This is a genomic window from Pseudomonas sp. IT-P12 (genome assembly GCF_949767465.1).
Taxonomy (GTDB): Bacteria; Pseudomonadota; Gammaproteobacteria; order Pseudomonadales; family Pseudomonadaceae; genus Aquipseudomonas.
The window spans coordinates 1-17,529 of record NZ_CATKPY010000001.1; the positions used below are offsets into that span (position 1 = coordinate 1).

A 17,529-nucleotide genomic window follows, 5' to 3' on the forward strand; every position below is an offset into this window, starting at 1 on the left:
GCCCGCTCCCACATTTATTGCCCGGTCGATCCACAGAACTGTGTCCCACTGTATCTCCCCCGCTATTTTGCCCCTTCGCTTACAAACTCCCCTTCGCACGACACAGTAGCGATACACCCTGCCCTTTAAATGGCCACATCCGAGCAAGGCACCCCCGCCAGCTCCGGTGAACGCTGCACTTGCGTGGCGTCCTTTATCGAACGGTTGTGTCGTGCAACCCAGGAGAATTGAAATGTCTCGTACCACCAAGAACACTATCGGTCTGCTCGGCGCTGTGCTGGCTGGCGGCATGATGTTGACCGGCTCGGCGTTCGCTTCGCAGCCGCTGACCCAGGGTTACCTCTTGGCCTCGGCCGACCAGGTGGTGAAAACCCCTGAAGGCAAATGTGGCGAAGGCAAGTGCGGCGATGCGTCGATGGCAAAAACCGACACCGACGGTGACGGCAAAGTGTCCCGCGCCGAATTCAAGAAAGTCGCGCCCAACTCCGACTTCGACAAGATCGACACCAACCATGACGGTTTCATCGACGAGCAGGAGGCTTACGACAACGTCAAAGCCAACTTCGAAGCCAACGGCAAGAAAATGCCCAAAGGCCTGTTCGAGCACCTGAAAGACCGCGACGGCGCCTGAGCCTCAAAAGCAAAAGCCGCGCTTTCCGATGGGAAAGCGCGGCTTTTTTACGTCAGTCGACTTTACACCCGGAAGCGCTGGACCATGCCCTGCAGGGTATTGGCCAGCTTCGACAGCTCATGGCTGGAGGTGCTGGTCTGGTCGGCGCCGGTGGCGGAGCGCACCGACAGGTCGCGGATATTCACCAGGTTGCGATCCACTTCCCGAGCCACTTGCGCCTGCTCCTCGGCGGCACTGGCAATCACCAGGTTGCGCTCGTGAATCTCATGCACTGACGAGGTGATCGCCACCAACGCCTCACCTGCCCGCTCGGCCAGTTGCAGCGTGCTGGCGGCACGGGTAGCGCTGGCGTTCATGGAGTCCAGCGCCAGGCTCGAACCGCTGCGCATGCCCTGGACCATCTGCTCGATTTCCAGGGTCGATTGCTGGGTGCGATGCGCCAGGGCGCGCACTTCATCGGCCACCACCGCAAAACCGCGACCACTTTCGCCGGCACGGGCCGCTTCGATGGCCGCATTGAGCGCCAGCAGGTTGGTCTGCTCCGCGATGGCCCTAATCACTTCCAGCACCTTGCCAATGTCCTGGGACTGATTGGCCAGCGATTGCACCAACTCACCGGTGTGCTGCACTTCACTGGCCAGGGCGCTGATGGCGTTGGCGGTTTCGCTCACCCGCTCCTGCCCCAGGTGTGCCGACTCGCTGGACTGACGGGTGGCATCGGACGTCGACACCGCGTTGCGGGCGACCTCTTCCACGGCGGTGGTCATCTCGTTGACCGCCGTGGCCGCCTGCTCGATCTCGTTGTTCTGTTGCTGCAGCCCCTGAGTGCTGTCGAGGGTGACGGCGTTCAGCTCATCCGCTGCGGCGGCCAGTTGCGTGGCCGAACCGCTGATGGCTTGCAAGGTTTCACGCAGGTTTTGCTGCATGGTCGCCAGCGCCTTGAGCAAGCGACTGACCTCATCGCTGCCATGGGTGGCGATAGGCCGGGTCAGGTCGCCCTGGGCCACGCTTTCAGCGGCGCTTACGGCTTCGCTCAGCGGACGGACAATGCTGCGGGTCAGCAACATGGCCAATGCCACGGTCGCCAGCGCTGCGAGCGCGATGAACAGGCTGACAATGGTCCGCGAGGTTTCATAGTGTGCAGCGGATTTCTCGCTTTCAACCACGACCTGCTTGGCGAACAGCTCCGCCAGGTCATTGAGCTGCTTGCCGGAGCCATCGACCACCGTTTTCATGTCGACCAGCAGCAACTTGGTCAATTCGTCGCGACGGCCCTGCTCGGCCAAGGTGAACGACTGGGCGATGCCGGCGCGATACGCGGTGAAGGTGGTTTTGAACTGGTCATACAAGGCGCGGCCTTCGGCGGTGTCGACCAGATGGTCATAGGCCGCGATTTTCTCGCCCAGCTCCTTGTCACGGGTGTCCATCTGGCCACGGTAGACGGGAATGTTTTTGGGGTCCTGGTCCAGCGCCATGCGCAGGGAAATGGTGCGGATGCGCAGCATCAGTTCACGGATCTCGTCGCCCCCGCGAATGCTCGGCAGCCATTGTTTTTCCACGGCGACCTCGCTCTCGCGAATGCTCGACATCTGCGCCAGGGCAAACACCCCGAGCAATGCCACCAGCACGGCGATCAAGGCAAACCCCAAGGCTGCCCGGGGAGCAATATTCAACTGACGAAGCAACATGACGAGCGCCTTTTTTTCTTGTAGTGACCAGAATTGGGGGTGGTGTCTGGCAGTCCCCCTTTCACGGGTTATCGGCGGGTTGTATGACGACTTAAGTGGTGACTTTGTCGCAGGCAAAAAAAAATCCCCGTATCTTTCGATACGAGGATTTTCAATATGGTCGGGGTAAGGGGATTCGAACTCCTGACATCCTGCTCCCAAAGCAGGCGCGCTACCGGACTGCGCTATACCCCGGTAAAAAAAAGGCACCTTTGAAGGCGCCTTCTTCGATCAGCGCTTTTGGCCTCTGATCTTAAGATTTGATTCCAGCATCACTGGTTTCAAAAATGGTGGGTCGTGTGGGATTCGAACCTACGACCAATTGGTTAAAAGCCAACTGCTCTACCAACTGAGCTAACGACCCAAATATGGTCGGGGTAAGGGGATTCGAACTCCTGACATCCTGCTCCCAAAGCAGGCGCGCTACCGGACTGCGCTATACCCCGATTTGAAATTGGCTCCGTGACCAGGACTCGAACCTGGGACCCAATGATTAACAGTCATTTGCTCTACCGACTGAGCTATCACGGAACTGCATATTTCAAGTTACAACAGTGAAGCTTGCTTCACCTCTTCAACCCGTTCGCATCGCTGCGTTCGTGTGTCTGAGGCGCGCTATTCTACAATCTTAAGCACCTCTGTCAACCCCTAAATCGCTTTCAAGTTAATGATTTGCAACTTATTTCAGATTTCTGCCCAGTGAGCGGAAACCCTTCCGGGTGACTGACTGCGGGGCGCACTTTACAAGCCTTTTCCTTTGAGTTCAACAACCTGACGAAAAAAAGGCCTCGCAATGCGAGGCCTCTTCGTTTCTACCGCCCGTCGGGATCAGGCAAAGACGATCTCGTCGTTCTCCACCACGCCCTTGGCGATGTCGCCAGGCATGAAACGGCCCGACAGGATCAACTGCGCCAGCGGGTTTTCGATCCAGCGCTGGATCGCTCGTTTGAGCGGCCGTGCGCCGTACACCGGGTCGTAACCCACCGCGATCAGCTTGTCCATGGCCTCCGGGCTGAGTTCGAGTTTCAGCTCGCGCTCGGCCAGGCGACTGCGCAGACGACCCAGCTGGATCTCGGTGATGCCCGCGATCTGATCCCGTGCCAATGGCTCGAAGATCACCACTTCGTCGACCCGGTTGATGAACTCAGGCCGGAAATGCGTGGAAATCGCATCCATCACTGCCGCGCGCTGCGCTTCACGATCACCGACCAGTTCCTGGATCTGCGTCGAGCCCAGGTTGGAGGTCATGACGATCACGGTGTTCTTGAAGTCCACCGTGCGGCCATGACTGTCGGTCAGGCGACCGTCTTCCAGCACTTGCAGCAGGATGTTGAACACATCCGGGTGGGCCTTCTCGACCTCGTCCAGCAGGATCACCGAATAAGGTTTGCGACGCACCGCCTCGGTCAGGTAACCGCCCTCTTCATAACCGACGTAGCCCGGTGGCGCACCGATCAAGCGAGCCACGGAATGTTTCTCCATGAACTCGGACATGTCGATGCGCACCATCGCTTCTTCGGTGTCGAAGAGGAACTCGGCCAGCGCCTTGCACAACTCGGTTTTACCGACACCGGTCGGGCCGAGGAACATGAACGAACCGCTGGGCCGATTCGGGTCGGCCAATCCGGCCCGCGAACGCCGCACCGCGTTGGAAACCGCGACCACCGCTTCTTCCTGGCCAATGACGCGCTGGTGCAACAGGCTTTCCATTTTCATCAGCTTGTCGCGCTCGCCCTCGAGCATTTTCGACACTGGAATGCCGGTCCATTTCGACACGACTTCAGCGATCTCTTCTTCGGTCACCTTGCTGCGCAGCAGCTGGTTTTCACTCTGGCCATGCTGGTCGACCATCTGCAGGCTGCGCTCCAGGTCCGGGATCACCCCGTATTGCAGCTCGGCCATGCGGTTCAGGTCACCTTTACGACGGGCCGCCTCCAGTTCCTGGCGGGACTGTTCGATTTTCTGCTGGATCTGTGCAGAACCCTGGACTTCGGCTTTCTCCGAGTTCCAGATTTCTTCGAGGTCCGAATACTCGCGCTCGTGGCGAGCGATTTCTTCCTGGAGTTTTTCCAGGCGCTTGATCGCCGCTTCGTCGCTTTCTTTCTTCAGTGCCTGGGATTCCACCTTCAACTGAATGAGGCGGCGCTCCAGACGGTCCAGCACTTCCGGCTTGGAGTCGATTTCCATGCGGATGCGGCTGGCGGCTTCGTCGATCAGGTCGATGGCCTTGTCCGGCAACTGGCGATCAGTGATGTAGCGATGGCTGAGCTTGGCCGCAGCAATGATCGCGCCGTCGGTGATCGCCACCTTGTGGTGAACTTCATAGCGTTCTTTCAAGCCACGCAGAATGGCGATGGTGTCTTCTTCGCTCGGCTCGTCCACCAACACTTTCTGGAAGCGCCGCTCGAGGGCCGCGTCCTTCTCTATATATTGGCGGTACTCGTTGAGCGTGGTCGCGCCGACGCAGTGCAACTCGCCGCGGGCCAACGCTGGCTTGAGCATGTTGCCGGCATCCATCGAACCCTCGCCTTTACCGGCGCCGACCATGGTGTGCAGCTCGTCGATGAACAGGATGATCTGCCCTTCCTGCTTCGACAGTTCATTGAGCAGGGCTTTCAGGCGCTCTTCGAATTCGCCACGATACTTGGCGCCAGCGATCAGCGCGCCCATGTCCAGGGACAACAGGCGCTTGCCCTTGAGGCCGTCCGGCACTTCGCCGTTGATGATGCGCTGGGCCAGGCCTTCGGCGATCGCGGTTTTACCGACGCCCGGCTCACCGATCAACACCGGGTTGTTTTTTGTCCGGCGTTGCAGCACCTGAATCGTGCGGCGAATTTCGTCGTCACGGCCGATCACCGGATCGAGCTTGCCTTCTTCGGCCCGCTTGGTCAGGTCGACGGTGTACTTATCCAGTGCCTGACGCGATTCCTCGTGGTTGGCGTCATTGACCGCTTCGCCACCGCGCAGGTTGTTGATGGCGTTTTCCAGGGCTTTCTTGCTCACACCCTGGCCGAGCAGCAATTTGCCGAGCTTGCTGTTCTCGTCCATCGCGGCGAGCAACACCAGCTCGCTGGAAATGAACTGGTCGCCTTTCTGCTGCGCCAGGCGGTCGGCCTGGTTGAGCAGGCGCGCCAGGTCCTGCGACATGTTCACGTCACCGGTCGGGTTCTGGATCTTGGGTAATTGGTCGAGCTCTTTGGTCAGCTCTTTACGCAGGCTGTTGACGTCAAAACCGACCTGCATCAGCAGGGGTTTGATCGAACCACCCTGCTGTTCCAGCATCGCCTGCATCAAGTGCGCAGGCTCGATGCCGGGATGATCAAGGCCGACGGCCAGGGATTGGGCGTCGGACAGGGCTAACTGTAATTTGCTGGTTAAACGATCTATTCGCATGGGTCACCTTCCTATGGAGCAGGCCGGACCAATAAACATCCTGAATGAAGAAGCCTGCCAGATACCGTTATAGATGCGGTCGATTCTGGGAGTTTCAAGCGTCCTGACGTTGATGCAGATCAGACAAGTCTAGCGTTCAAGCCAGATAAGGGAGGCAAACCGACCCGTGCGCGGATGGCGGCGGTAGGAAAAGAAGCGTGGGTCGGTCACGGTACACAAACCGCCACCATACACGGCTGTGACACCCCGGGCAGCCAGACGCAGGCGCGCCAGCTCATAGATGTCCGCCATGAGCTTGCCTTCATGGGCGCCAGGGACGAACGCCCTGGCCGATTCCGGCACCTGCCGGACGAAGGCTTCCCGGACTTCCGGGCCGACTTCAAAGGCTTGCGGGCCGATAGCCGGGCCGAGCCAGACCAGCACGTCCCCGGCTGGAACGGCCAAGGTGTCGAGGGTTGCCTCCAGCACGCCCGCCGCCAACCCGCGCCATCCGGCGTGGGCCGCGGCTACGCGGGTGCCGGCACGGTCACAAAACAGCACAGGCAGGCAGTCGGCCGTCATGGCCGCGCAGGCGATGCCGGGCGTCGCCGTCCAGCTCGCGTCGGCGGTGGCGACCTGGCCGGGGTCGGCATGGGCCACGGCAATGCCGTGCACCTGTTTCAGCCAGGCCGGCTGGATGGAAAAGCGCTCGGTGAGGCGACGACGGTTCTCGGCGACGGCTTCGGGGCTGTCATCGACATGATCGCCAAGGTTGAGGCTGTCGAACGGCGCCAGGCTGACGCCGCCCGTACGGGTGGTCACACAGGCCTTGACCCCGGCAGGCGCAGGCCAGTCGGGAATCAGCCAGTCACTCATCCGACGAACGCCTCGCGGTCCTGCTTGAGCAGGGTCAGCAGCCAGACGAAATCCTCCGGCAGCGGCGACTCCCAGCTCATGCGTTCACCGGTGCTCGGGTGTTCCAGCTCCAGGAACCGCGCATGCAGGGCCTGGCGCGGGAAGTTTTTCAACGACTCGACCATGGTCGGATTCGCGGCCGGCGGGATACGGAAGCGACCGCCGTAGGCCGGGTCGCCGACCAACGGGAAGTTGATGTGCGCCATGTGCACGCGAATCTGGTGCGTGCGACCGGTTTCCAGCTTGACCCGCACGTGGGTGTGGGAGCGGAAGCGCTCGAGCACGCGGTAATGACTGACGGCCTGCTTGCCCCCTTCCATCACGGCCATGCGCTGGCGTTGCTGACCATGACGCCCGATGGGCGCGTTGATCTTGCCGCCGGCGGTCACCACGCCGATCACGATGCACTCGTAGATGCGACTGACACTGCGGCTCTGCAATTGTGCGACGAGTTTTGTCTGCGCCTGAATGGTCTTGGCCACCACCATCAGTCCGGTGGTGTCCTTGTCCAGGCGATGCACGATACCGGCGCGGGGCACATTGATGATGTCCGGCACGTGGTGCAGCAGGGCGTTGAGCAAGGTGCCGTCAGCATGGCCCGCGGCAGGGTGCACCACCAGGCCGGCGGGCTTGTTGATGACCAGGATGTCGTCATCTTCATAGACGATATCCAGTTCGATGTCCTGGGCGACCCATTCACCCTGGGCTTCCTGCTCGGCAGTCAGCTCGAGGATGGCGCCACCGTGCACGATGTCTCGCGGGCGGATGACCGCTCCATCCACAGTCAACCGGCCCTCTTTGATCCAGGCGGAAAGGCGCGAGCGCGAGTGCTCGGCAAACAATTGTGCGGCGACTTGATCGAGGCGTTGGCCGCCCAATTCGGACGGCACCTCTGCGCGAAGTTCTATTTTATCGGACATGCTCGGACTAGGCGTCGGCACAGCCTTTGGTTTCGGCTGCGCGCTTGTGGTTAAATACGGCGTCTTTTGCCCCGAGGCTATTCAACGGGGCGCTCATCATAACAGGACGGCCTCGCCCAAGACAGCGGCCGTCATAGGGACGCAAGCCGCCATGCAAGTGAAACACCTGCTGCTGATCGCCATCCTCGCATTGACCGCCGCTTGCTCATCGAAGGAAGTCGTAGACGAAAACCTCAGCGAAGTCGAGCTGTATCAACAGGCTCAGCACGACCTGGACAACAATAGCTACACCGCCGCCACAGCCAAGCTGAAGGCGCTGGAGTCGCGTTATCCGTTCGGGCGCTACGCCGACCAGGCTCAACTCGAGCTCATCTACGCCAACTACAAGAACACCGAGCCTGAGGCTGCAAAATCGGCCGCTGAGCGATTCATTCGTCTGCACCCGCAGCACCCGAACGTGGACTACGCCTATTACCTGAAGGGGCTGACCTCGTTCGACCAGGACGTTGGCCTGTTGTCGCGGTTCCTGCCGCTGGACATGACCAAGCGTGACCCGGGTGCTGCCCGCGACTCCTACAACGAGTTCGCCCAGCTGACCAGCCGCTTCCCGAACAGCCGTTACTCGCCGGACGCCAAGCAGCGCATGATTTACCTGCGCAACCTGCTGGCGGCCTACGAGATTCACGTGGCCGACTACTACCTGACCCGTCAGGCCTACGTGGCCGCTGCCAACCGTGGCCGTTACGTGGTGGAAAACTTCCAGGAAACCCCATCGGTCGGCGACGGCCTGGCGGTGATGACCGAAGCCTACCAGCGCCTGCACCTGGACGAACTGGCCGCCACCAGCCTCGAAACCCTGAAGCTCAACTACCCGAACCACCCAAGCCTGGTGGACGGTCAGTTCGTGCCTTCGATGGACGAAGCCGACAACCGTTCGTGGCTGAGCAAGGCCACCCTGGGCCTGATCGAATCCCGTCCACCGCTGCCGCCGGGAGAAACCCGCGCCAACCAGGACGTGCAGAAGCAATTCCAGGACGCCAAGGATGCAATCCCGAACGAGCTCAAGCCTAAAGACGAAAATGGCGACGTGATCGAAGAAGAAGAGCACGAAGCGGAAGGTAACAACGAAGACCGTTCCTGGTTCAGCTACATGACTTTCGGCGTGTTCGACTAAGCGCCGATCGGCCAAACCGATTCGGTTGACCGCAGCCACAAAAAAATCCGATGCCGGTTGGCATCGGATTTTTTTTGTCCGGGGCAAAGCACTTGGCTGCTTGTAGAACAACGAAACAACAAGCCCCGCCCCGGCTCTCTCAGAAGAACTTGATCTCGTAACCAAAGCGCGATGCCGCACTGACGATGTGTTGGCCCATGATCTGCCGTGCTGCGCCGGCATCCCGGTCAATGAACGCCTGCACCAGTTCCTCATGCTCGCCACGGGCGGCATGCGGAATATTGCTGAACACCGGGCCACGCCGCGCGAAGTTCATCGTGATCAATGCCCGCATGGGTTCCAGCACGGTGCGAATCATCGTTTCCAGGTAATCGTTGCCTGACGCGGCGGCCACCGCCCGATGAAAGTCCAGGTCGGCGTTGACCGTGTCCAGCGTCGGCTCGCCCTCGTACTGCATGCGCAAGACCGCATCCTGAATGGTTTTCAGCTTGCGCGGCGTCATGTGCGTCGCCGTCAGCGCGGCGGCCTGGCTTTCCAGGATGGCTCGCACTTCGAACATGTTGCGAATCGTATTGTCGCCGTCAAGCAACGGCGCGTTTTCCGGCAAGGGCGCACGCTCCGCCGCCGGCGCCGCCGCTACGAAGACCCCCACGCCCTGGCGCGACTGAATCAGCCCTTGCGCCCGAAGCGTGGCGATGCCTTCGCGCACGACGTTGCGGCTGACTCCGAAGTTTTGCGAGAGAAACTGTTCGGTGGGCAGCCGATCTCCCGGTCGCAGTCGGCCCGAGGCTATTTCATCGCTCAGCGATCGAGCGATGTGCTCGGCCAGATGAGGTCTGCGCGACACGGGCTGCACGTTCATTTCACTCATGCTGAGTCATCCCTTTTACTTGTCCACTTAATCTACATCAGAAGACTTGTTCCAGACAGGAATAACTGAAATTACTCAATCGAAGTAATCATTAAATACATGTATATCAATAAGTTACGCACAAGAAACCGACCAAATCAAAAAAGCGCCTAGTTGTTCTGTTGAAGGACAACTGAACATCATTTAGGTTGATTTGCACCTGGACGCGGTTAAACCCACAAATCCCCGCGCTCCTTGTACAACCTGCCGGAGGCGTCGCTCCATGAAAATTGCCAGCATCGAAACCATTGCACTTCGAATCCCCTTCACCACTGGCGGCCGGTCTGCCGGCGGAGTCTGGGGGCCGAAGGATCTGCAGATGGTCGATTCACTTGTGGTCAAGATCACCACCGACGACGGCATTGTCGGCTGGGGCGAAACCTTCGGGTTCACCGCCATACCGGCAGTGAAAGTGGTGATCGACCAGATCCTCGCCCCGGAACTGATCGGCTGCGATGTCTCGCGGCGGGAGAAATTGCAGGGCGACTTGCAAAAGAAATTTCACGTCTTCGGGCGCAGCGGCGCGTTCATCTACGGCCTGTCGGCAATCGATATCGCGCTCTGGGATATCGCCGGCAAAGCCGCAGGCCAACCGGTCTTCAAGCTGCTCGGCGGCAGTGAAGCCACGTCGCTGGCGGCGTATGCCAGCCTGATCCGCTACGCCGACGCGGACCTGATTCGCACCAACGTGAAGCGCGCGGTCAACGCGGGCTTCCGCCACCTCAAGTTGCATGAGGTGGATGTCGAGGTCATTCGTGCTGCCTGTGAAGCCGCAGGCCCGGGCGTCGAGATCACCCTGGACGTCAACGCTCCATGGACCGTGCGCGAAGCGCTGGACATCGCCGAACAACTTCGTCCGTTGAACCTGCGCTGGATCGAAGAACCGGTGTGGCCGCCGGAAAACTATGCCGGCCTGGCAACGGTGCGCAAGCACGGCGGCATCCCCGTGGCGGCCGGAGAGAACGCGTCGACGCTCATGGATTTCCAGCACCTGCTCGAGGCCGGCGCGGTGGATTTCGTGCAGCCGAGCCCGGCCAAGATGGGCGGTATCACCGAGCTGCAGAAAGTCTATGCGCTGGCCAATGCCCATGGCGTCACAGTGATGGTCCACGCCTTCTACGACGGCCCTGGCCTGCTGGCTGCCGTGCACGGGAGTGCGGCCCTGGGCGGCGCAAAATCCCTGGTGGAATGGCGCTACTTCGACCTCGAAGCGCAACTCTATGGCGACGCCATCATTCCGCGTAACGGCCGCATCGACGTACCGCAGGGACCGGGGCTAGGCCTCGAACCTGACCAGGACGTCATTCGCGACTACCGCATCGAAGTCTGACCCCGCTGGCCGCCGGTGCCTGGCGGCCTTCCCGAGCCTTTTCCACAGTCTTGATAAAAATAAATACGAGGATTGAGCCATGTTTGACAGGATCGTAGGGCCCCTCTTGCCCGTCGCCTTTGTAATCGCCCTGGGTTTCATCGCCGGCAAACGCGGGCGACTGACCCAGTCGGACAGCCTGCTGATCAGCCGCCTGGTGCTCGGCTGGATCTTCCCGGCGCTGTTATTCGCGGGCATGGCGAGCACGCCACGGGAACAACTGTTCGATTTCAAATTCGTCCTGGCCACGTTCATCGGCATCATGGGCATGTACATACTCGCGTTGGCCATCGGCTGGTGGCGCCATCGCGATCTCAAGGTGGCGACGCTCAAGGGCTTCGTCAACGGTTACCCGGACGCCGCGTTCATGGGCATCCCCATTCTGGGCGCCATGTACGGAGCGGGCAGCATCTATTCGGTGCTGGTGCTCAACCTGGTGGCGAGCCTGGTCATGATTCCGCTGACAACCATGTTGCTGACCATTGCCGACGGCAAAGGCAGCGGCAGCCAGGCATTCATGTCGAGCCTCTCGGGCGCGGTACGCCGTCCGCTGATGTGGGCGCCGGCCCTGGGCATCGTGCTCTCCCTGCTGCAGATCAAGCTGCCGCCCCTCGCGGCCGAGTCCCTCAACCTTCTGGGCAAGGCAACACCGGGCGTTTCGCTGCTGTGCCTGGGACTGATCATGTCATCGGAGAAGCTGAAAATGTCCGGTGAAGTGTGGGGCAACCTGGGGCTCAAGTTGTTCATCCACCCGGTCCTGATGTTCGCCGCCACCGTAGTGCTGGGCGTGAATGGGTTGTATGCCCAACAGATGATCCTGTTGTGCGCGCTGCCTTCGGCAACGATCCCGGCGATGTTCGCCAACCAGACCGGTGCTTACCAGAGCGAAGCCGCGACCTCCATCCTGGTCAGTACCGTGCTGTCCATCCTGACATTTTCGGTGGCGATCTACCTGATCGACGGCGGGCTTGCGGCCTGACCCGTGGCGAACGCCATGACGACTTCAACCAAAACCGCGTACCGAGGTGCCCATCATGATTCACAAAACCGCAATGACGGCAGCGCTGGCAGCCTTGCTGGCGACGAGTGCACTCCTGCCAGTGGTGCAGGCCCAGCCTTTGCCACTGGGCAAAACCGGCTCGGTTCACAACGAGGACGTGGAATGGCGCAGCTTTCCCGCCTTCCCTGCGGAGGTGAAACTGGCCGTTGTGGCCGGCGACCCGAGTAAACCGGCGCCTTATGTGGTCAGGGTCAAGGTGCCGAACGGCATCCGGCTGATGCCCCACACGCACCCTGAAGACCGCATCTATACCGTGATGTCCGGCGTTTTCTACATTGGTTTTGGCAGTGTGTTCGACCCGGACAAGCTGGTCGCGTATGGCCCGGGCAGCGTGGTGATACTCCCGGCCAACACCCCGCACTTCCACTGGGCGCGGTCCGGCGAGTACATCTCGCAGGTGTACGGGACCGGCCCGCTGGGTATCGAGTACATCGATAGCCATGACGACCCGCGCACGGCATCGAAGTAAATTCGTGCTGGCACGGCCTCGCCGATCCGCCAACGCTTGACGGATCGGCGCCAGCCTCGCGAGGGTGGGTCTTTTATCGTGCGCATTTGCACGCTGACAGGCTGTGCGCTGCCCATGTCATTGGCTAGACTGCAGCATCTCTCCTGATAAAGCAGCCCATCATGCTTCGTTTATTGTTCTGGATCGCCCTGATTGCCGCCGCCGTATGGTTCTGGCGCAAGTTCAAGGGGTCGAGCAGCGCACCAAGGCCTCCTGCCGAACCGCAAGCCGCCCCCATGGTACGTTGCGCCCATTGCGGCCTGCATCTGCCCCGCGACCGCGCGCTGAATCTCCAACAACAGTGGTACTGCAGCCAGGCTCACCTTGAGCAAGGCCCGGGCCCCAGTGACCGCTGAGGCATCCCGCCCCGACAGCAAACAGGCGCAGCGACTGCTGCGCCTCTATCATCTCTACCGCCTCAGTATCGGCATCACGCTGGTGCTGCTGATTTCCAGCAACCTGGACAACCAGTTGCTGACCTCCACCAACGACGGCCTGCTGCGCAATGGCAGCTGGCTGTACCTGGTGCTCAACATTCTCTTGGTGGTCTTCCTCGAGAACATCCGACGTCCGGCGCAACTGTTCAGCCTGGCGTTGATCGACGTTCTGATGCTGTGCAGCCTGTTCTATGCCGCCGGCGGCGTCGCCAGTGGTTTTGGCAACCTGCTGGTGGTCTCGGTGGCCATCAGCAATGCGTTACTGCGAGGACGGGTCGGCCTGCTGATTGCCGCCGTCGGCGCGCTTGGCATTGTCGGGCAGACCGTACTCCTGAGCCTCGGCCATCCCGCCAGCCCCAACGATTACCTGCAAGCCGCCACGCTGGGCGCACTGTGCTTTGCCGCCGCCTTGCTGGTGCAAGGGCTGATGCAACGCGTGGAAGTCAGCGAGACCCTCGCCGAACAGCGGGCCAGTGAAGTCGTGGAGCTCGAAGCGCTCAATGCGTTGATCCTGCAGCGCATGCGCACCGGCATTCTGGTGCTCGACGACCAACAGCGCGTGCAGTTGGCCAATCACAGCGCCCTGGTGCTGCTCGGCCGGGACACACTTGAAGGTCAACCCATCGACGCCTGTTCGCCCGCGCTGATCGAACGCCTGCAATTGTGGCAGAACAACCCGACATTGCGCCCCCAGAGCCTTAAGGTCGCCGGCAGCGGGCTGGAACTGCAACCGAGTTTCATTGCCCTGGACCAGAGCGCTAACCGCCAGACCCTGGTGTTTCTCGAAGACCTGGCGCAAATCACCCAGCAGGCGCAACAGCTCAAGCTGGTGGCCCTCGGTCGCCTGACAGCGGGGATCGCCCACGAAATACGCAACCCGCTGGGCGCCATCAGTCACGCCGCCCAGCTGTTGCAGGAATCAGAGGAACTGAAGGGCGCGGATCGGCGTCTGACCCAGATCATTCAAGATCACTCCCAGCGCATGAACCGGATTATCGAAAACGTCCTGCAACTGTCCCGTCGCCAGCAGACCGTGCCGCAACGGCTCGACCTGAAGCCGTGGCTGGAACAGTTCGTCGCCGATAGCCGCGAAGGCGCGCTCGACCACCAGCAGATTCACCTGGACATCGGCCAGGGTGATTTCAACACCTTGATGGACCCGAACCAACTGACCCAGGTTCTCGACAACCTTGTGCGCAACGCCTGGCGCCACAGCGCACAGATACATGAGCGGGCGCAGGTCTGGCTGAGCCTGTTCATCGATGCCGACACCCAACTGCCGATCATCGAGGTGCTGGACGATGGCGCCGGCGTTCCACCGGAGCAACAGGCGCATTTGTTCGAGCCGTTCTTCACCACCAGTGCTCAAGGCACCGGCCTGGGGCTTTATCTGTCCCGAGAGCTGTGCGAAAGCAACCAGGCCCGCCTAGACTTCAAGTCACACCAGGGCGGCTGCTTCCGCATCACCTTTGCTCACGGACGGAAACAAAGTTGAACATGAGCCAACCGCAAAAAGTCTTGATCGTCGACGATGAACCGGATATTCGCGAACTGCTGGAAATCACCCTGGGACGCATGAAACTCGACACCTTCAGTGCTCGAAACCTGGGTGAAGCACAGTCCCTGCTCAAGCGCGAGACCTTCGACCTGTGCCTGACCGACATGCGCCTGCCGGACGGCACGGGCCTCGATCTGGTGCAACACATCCAGCAACGCTACCCGCAACTGCCGGTGGCGATGATCACCGCCTACGGCAGCCTGGAGACCGCGATCAACGCGCTCAAGGCCGGGGCCTTCGATTTCCTGACCAAACCGGTGGACCTCAGCCGCTTGCGCGAGCTGGTCGGCAGCGCCCTGCGCATGCCCGCGCCAGGCAGCAGCGTCGACCGCCGCCTGCTGGGCGACTCGCTGCCCATGCGCAACCTGCGCAAGCAAATCGACAAGCTGGCCCGCAGCCAGGCACCGGTCTACATCAGCGGTGAGTCCGGCAGTGGCAAGGAGCTGGTGGCGCGATTGATCCACGAGCAAGGCCCGCGCGCCAACCAGCCCTTTATCCCGGTGAACTGCGGGGCGATCCCGTCGGAACTGATGGAAAGCGAGTTTTTCGGCCATCGCAAAGGCAGCTTCAGCGGCGCCATCGAAGACAAACCCGGGCTGTTCCAGGCAGCCCATGGCGGCACGCTGTTTCTGGATGAGGTGGCGGATCTGCCCCTGGCGATGCAAGTCAAACTGCTGCGCGCGATACAGGAAAAGGCTGTGCGCAGCGTCGGTGGCCAACAGGAAACCGTGGTCGATGTACGCATTCTCTGCGCCACCCACAAAGACCTCGACGCCGAAGTCGCCGGCGAACGCTTTCGCCAGGATCTGTACTATCGGCTCAACGTCATCGAGCTACGCGTACCACCTTTGCGCGAACGCCGCGACGACATCGAAACGCTGGCCGGGCATGTGCTCAAGCGGCTTGCCGCGAGCAGCGGTCAACCCGTCACCAGGCTGCATCCGCAGGCCCTCGACGCGCTCAAGGGCTACCGTTTTCCCGGCAATGTGCGAGAGCTGGAGAACATGCTCGAGCGGGCGCACACCTTGTGCGAAAACAAGCAGATCGAGGCCGGCGACCTGCGTCTGGCCGAAGGCAATTGCTCCGCAGACAGTGGCGTACCGGACCTGACGCAGATCGACAACCTGGAAGACTATCTGGACAACGTCGAGCGCAAGCTCATCCTCCAGGCCCTTGAGGAAACCCGCTGGAACCGCACGGCGGCGGCGCAGCGGTTGAATTTGTCGTTCCGGTCGATGCGTTACCGGCTGAAGAAATTCGGCCTGGATTGAGACCCCTTCGCGAGCAGGCTCGCTCCCACAGAATCTGCGTCGTTCACAACATTTGAATCGACCCGTGGGAGCATGGCCTGGCGGGCAAGGCGATCCGACAGACGCCCTATCGAGGCTAGATTCGCCCCGCCGGCGCATACGGTGCCGGATCGATGATCGGCTCCCTGCCCAACATCACGTCGGCAAACAACTGGCAAGACGCTGGCGCCAGCACCAACCCGTTGCGGTAATGCCCGCAGTTGAGCCACAGCCCGTCAAAACCCGGCACCCGGCCAATGTAGGGAATACCCTCCGGCGAACCGGGCCTCAGCCCGGCCCAGTGCCCGACCACTTCGGCCTCCGCCAGCGCCGGAATCAACTCCACCGCCGTGGCCTTCAGGCTCTGCAGCGCAGCATCGGTCGGCGTCTTGTCGTAGCCTTCATGCTCCAGCGTACTGCCGACCAGAATGTGCCCATCCCGACGCGGAATCGCATAGCGCCGCCTGGCCAGGACCATGCTCGGCAGGAAGTCGGCTGCACACTTGTAAAGGATCATCTGCCCTTTGACCGGCTCCACCGGCAGCTCCAACCCCAGGCTCCTGAGCAAATCGCCGCTCCAGGCACCTGCGGTCAGCACCACCTGATCGCCGTGGACATCGCCCGTCGATGTCTGCACCCCAACGACCTTATCGCCTTCACGAATGAAACCGCTGACTTCGCATTGCTCATGGATCGTCACGTTCGGCAGCGCCTGCAGCGCCGCCTTGAGCGACTTGACCAATCGAGGATTGCGCACATTGGCCACGTCAGCCATGTAGATCGCCCGGGAGAAACCGGCGCCCAATACCGGCACGGCATCGTGTACCGCCGAGATATCCACAGCCCGCAACGGGCGGTTTTCCCGCTCGGCCCAGGCCAGCGCCTCGGCCTCGTCTTCCAGATCCAGCCAGTACAGGCCGGTGATGTGCACCTCGGGATCGACACCGGTGGCGCCAAACAGGCGCTCGCCCAGCTGTGGATAAAAATCCTGGGACCAGTGGGCCAGCGCAGTGACCGCCGGGCTGTAGCGCCACGGGTAAAGCGGCGAAACGATGCCGCCGCCGGCCCAGGACGACTCCTGGCCGACACTCGCCCGATCCAGCAGCACGACACTCTGCACTTCGGAGGCGAGATTGAACGCCGTCAGCAGGCCAATCACACCACCGCCGACGATCACTACTTGCTGTTGCATGGTCATGTTCCGATCCAACCGTTAGATAGACAGAAGGCGCAAAAGGCACCCGAAAACTGAAACTCAGCGACCCCAGCAATCCTTGGTCGTCAGCCCGGACGTCGCATTGACCATGCTCCTGACACCGGTGTTGGTGAGGGTGAAATCACCGCATTTGTCCCCGGCCATGGCACTGCCCGCCTTGCGCGTGGCAGTCAGCAGGAAGGTCTGGTCCGCCAGGGTCGGGGTGATGGTGTAGTAGTCATTGCCGGCGCTCAGGCCGGTGGCACCCGTATAGAGGTTGGTCCTCGAATAAAATCGCTCGAGAATCTGCGCCTGCTCGGAAAGCAGGCCGGCCACTTCCGCCCGACGGCCCTTCTTCACGTACTCGGTGAGGCTTGGATAGCCAATGGTGATGATGATACCGATGATCGCAATCACGATCATGATTTCAATCAAGGTAAAACCGCGGTTGGATCTACGCATGC

Annotated in this window: 15 protein-coding genes and 4 tRNA genes; 8 read left to right on the plus strand and 11 right to left on the minus strand. The window is 61.1% G+C overall.

What is annotated here, in order from left to right:
* The first annotated feature begins 232 nt into the window (after positions 1–232).
* Positions 233–631: an EF-hand domain-containing protein gene (locus ACM6IM_RS00005; protein WP_192308983.1), complete on the plus strand. Its 399-nt coding sequence runs from the start codon at positions 233–235 to the stop codon at positions 629–631.
* 62 nt (positions 632–693) lie between these two features.
* Here the strand turns inward: ACM6IM_RS00005 and ACM6IM_RS00010 are convergent, their stop codons facing one another.
* The 8 genes from ACM6IM_RS00010 to rluD form a co-directional block, all read right to left on the minus strand.
* On the minus strand, positions 694–2,319 hold the full coding sequence (locus tag ACM6IM_RS00010) for a methyl-accepting chemotaxis protein (protein ID WP_192308985.1): 1,626 nt from the start codon (positions 2,317–2,319) through the stop codon (positions 694–696).
* Positions 2,320–2,476: 157 nt separating this feature from the next.
* Positions 2,477–2,553: transfer RNA gene (locus ACM6IM_RS00015), tRNA-Pro, on the minus strand.
* Between the two features lie 93 nt (positions 2,554–2,646).
* Positions 2,647–2,722 (minus strand) — tRNA-Lys (locus ACM6IM_RS00020).
* Between the two features lie 5 nt (positions 2,723–2,727).
* Positions 2,728–2,804, minus strand: a tRNA-Pro gene (locus tag ACM6IM_RS00025).
* 9 nt (positions 2,805–2,813) lie between these two features.
* Positions 2,814–2,889, minus strand: a tRNA-Asn gene (locus tag ACM6IM_RS00030).
* Positions 2,890–3,186: 297 nt separating this feature from the next.
* A complete protein-coding gene (clpB, locus tag ACM6IM_RS00035; protein WP_192308987.1) occupies positions 3,187–5,751 on the minus strand; it encodes an ATP-dependent chaperone ClpB in 2,565 nt (854 codons plus the stop codon).
* 129 nt (positions 5,752–5,880) lie between these two features.
* On the minus strand, positions 5,881–6,606 hold the full coding sequence (pgeF, locus tag ACM6IM_RS00040) for a peptidoglycan editing factor PgeF (protein ID WP_192308989.1): 726 nt from the start codon (positions 6,604–6,606) through the stop codon (positions 5,881–5,883).
* Entirely contained in the window at positions 6,603–7,565 is a 963-nt protein-coding gene (rluD, locus tag ACM6IM_RS00045) for a 23S rRNA pseudouridine(1911/1915/1917) synthase RluD (RefSeq protein WP_192308991.1), read from the minus strand. The genes pgeF and rluD overlap by 4 nt, the downstream gene beginning before the upstream one ends.
* A gap of 151 nt (positions 7,566–7,716) precedes the next feature.
* Between rluD and ACM6IM_RS00050 the strand changes: the two genes are divergently transcribed.
* Positions 7,717–8,739 carry an outer membrane protein assembly factor BamD gene (locus ACM6IM_RS00050; RefSeq protein ID WP_192308993.1) on the plus strand — a complete coding sequence of 341 codons (1,023 nt, stop codon included), beginning with the start codon at positions 7,717–7,719 and terminating at the stop codon, positions 8,737–8,739.
* Positions 8,740–8,878: 139 nt separating this feature from the next.
* Here the strand turns inward: ACM6IM_RS00050 and ACM6IM_RS00055 are convergent, their stop codons facing one another.
* On the minus strand, positions 8,879–9,610 hold the full coding sequence (locus tag ACM6IM_RS00055) for a FadR/GntR family transcriptional regulator (protein WP_414863843.1): 732 nt from the start codon (positions 9,608–9,610) through the stop codon (positions 8,879–8,881).
* A gap of 262 nt (positions 9,611–9,872) precedes the next feature.
* Here ACM6IM_RS00055 and ACM6IM_RS00060 point away from each other — a divergent pair, with 262 nt between their 5' ends.
* The 6 genes from ACM6IM_RS00060 (at position 9,873) to ACM6IM_RS00085 (ending at position 15,852) form a co-directional block, all read left to right on the plus strand.
* Positions 9,873–10,979, plus strand: a complete 1,107-nt coding sequence (locus ACM6IM_RS00060) for a mandelate racemase/muconate lactonizing enzyme family protein (RefSeq protein WP_192308997.1) — start codon at positions 9,873–9,875, stop codon at positions 10,977–10,979.
* Between the two features lie 79 nt (positions 10,980–11,058).
* Complete coding sequence (locus ACM6IM_RS00065) at positions 11,059–11,997, plus strand: AEC family transporter (protein WP_192308999.1); 939 nt, start codon at positions 11,059–11,061, stop codon at positions 11,995–11,997.
* 55 nt (positions 11,998–12,052) lie between these two features.
* A complete protein-coding gene (locus ACM6IM_RS00070; RefSeq protein ID WP_371052509.1) occupies positions 12,053–12,547 on the plus strand; it encodes a cupin domain-containing protein in 495 nt (164 codons plus the stop codon).
* Between the two features lie 161 nt (positions 12,548–12,708).
* The gene (locus tag ACM6IM_RS00075; RefSeq protein WP_192309003.1) at positions 12,709–12,942 is read left to right on the plus strand and encodes a PP0621 family protein; all 234 of its coding nucleotides are present in this window, start codon (positions 12,709–12,711) and stop codon (positions 12,940–12,942) included.
* Positions 12,932–14,518: a sensor histidine kinase gene (locus ACM6IM_RS00080; RefSeq protein WP_414863844.1), complete on the plus strand. Its 1,587-nt coding sequence runs from the start codon at positions 12,932–12,934 to the stop codon at positions 14,516–14,518. Before ACM6IM_RS00075 ends, ACM6IM_RS00080 begins: the two co-directional genes overlap by 11 nt.
* A 2-nt stretch (positions 14,519–14,520) precedes the next feature.
* Entirely contained in the window at positions 14,521–15,852 is a 1,332-nt protein-coding gene (locus tag ACM6IM_RS00085; protein ID WP_414863845.1) for a sigma-54-dependent transcriptional regulator, read from the plus strand.
* 115 nt (positions 15,853–15,967) lie between these two features.
* Here ACM6IM_RS00085 and thiO read toward each other — a convergent pair whose 3' ends face one another.
* Positions 15,968–17,068: a glycine oxidase ThiO gene (thiO, locus tag ACM6IM_RS00090; protein WP_414863846.1), complete on the minus strand. Its 1,101-nt coding sequence runs from the start codon at positions 17,066–17,068 to the stop codon at positions 15,968–15,970.
* Between the two features lie 57 nt (positions 17,069–17,125).
* On the minus strand, positions 17,126–17,527 hold the full coding sequence (locus ACM6IM_RS00095; protein WP_371052517.1) for a type IV pilin protein: 402 nt from the start codon (positions 17,525–17,527) through the stop codon (positions 17,126–17,128).
* Positions 17,528–17,529 lie beyond the last annotated feature (2 nt).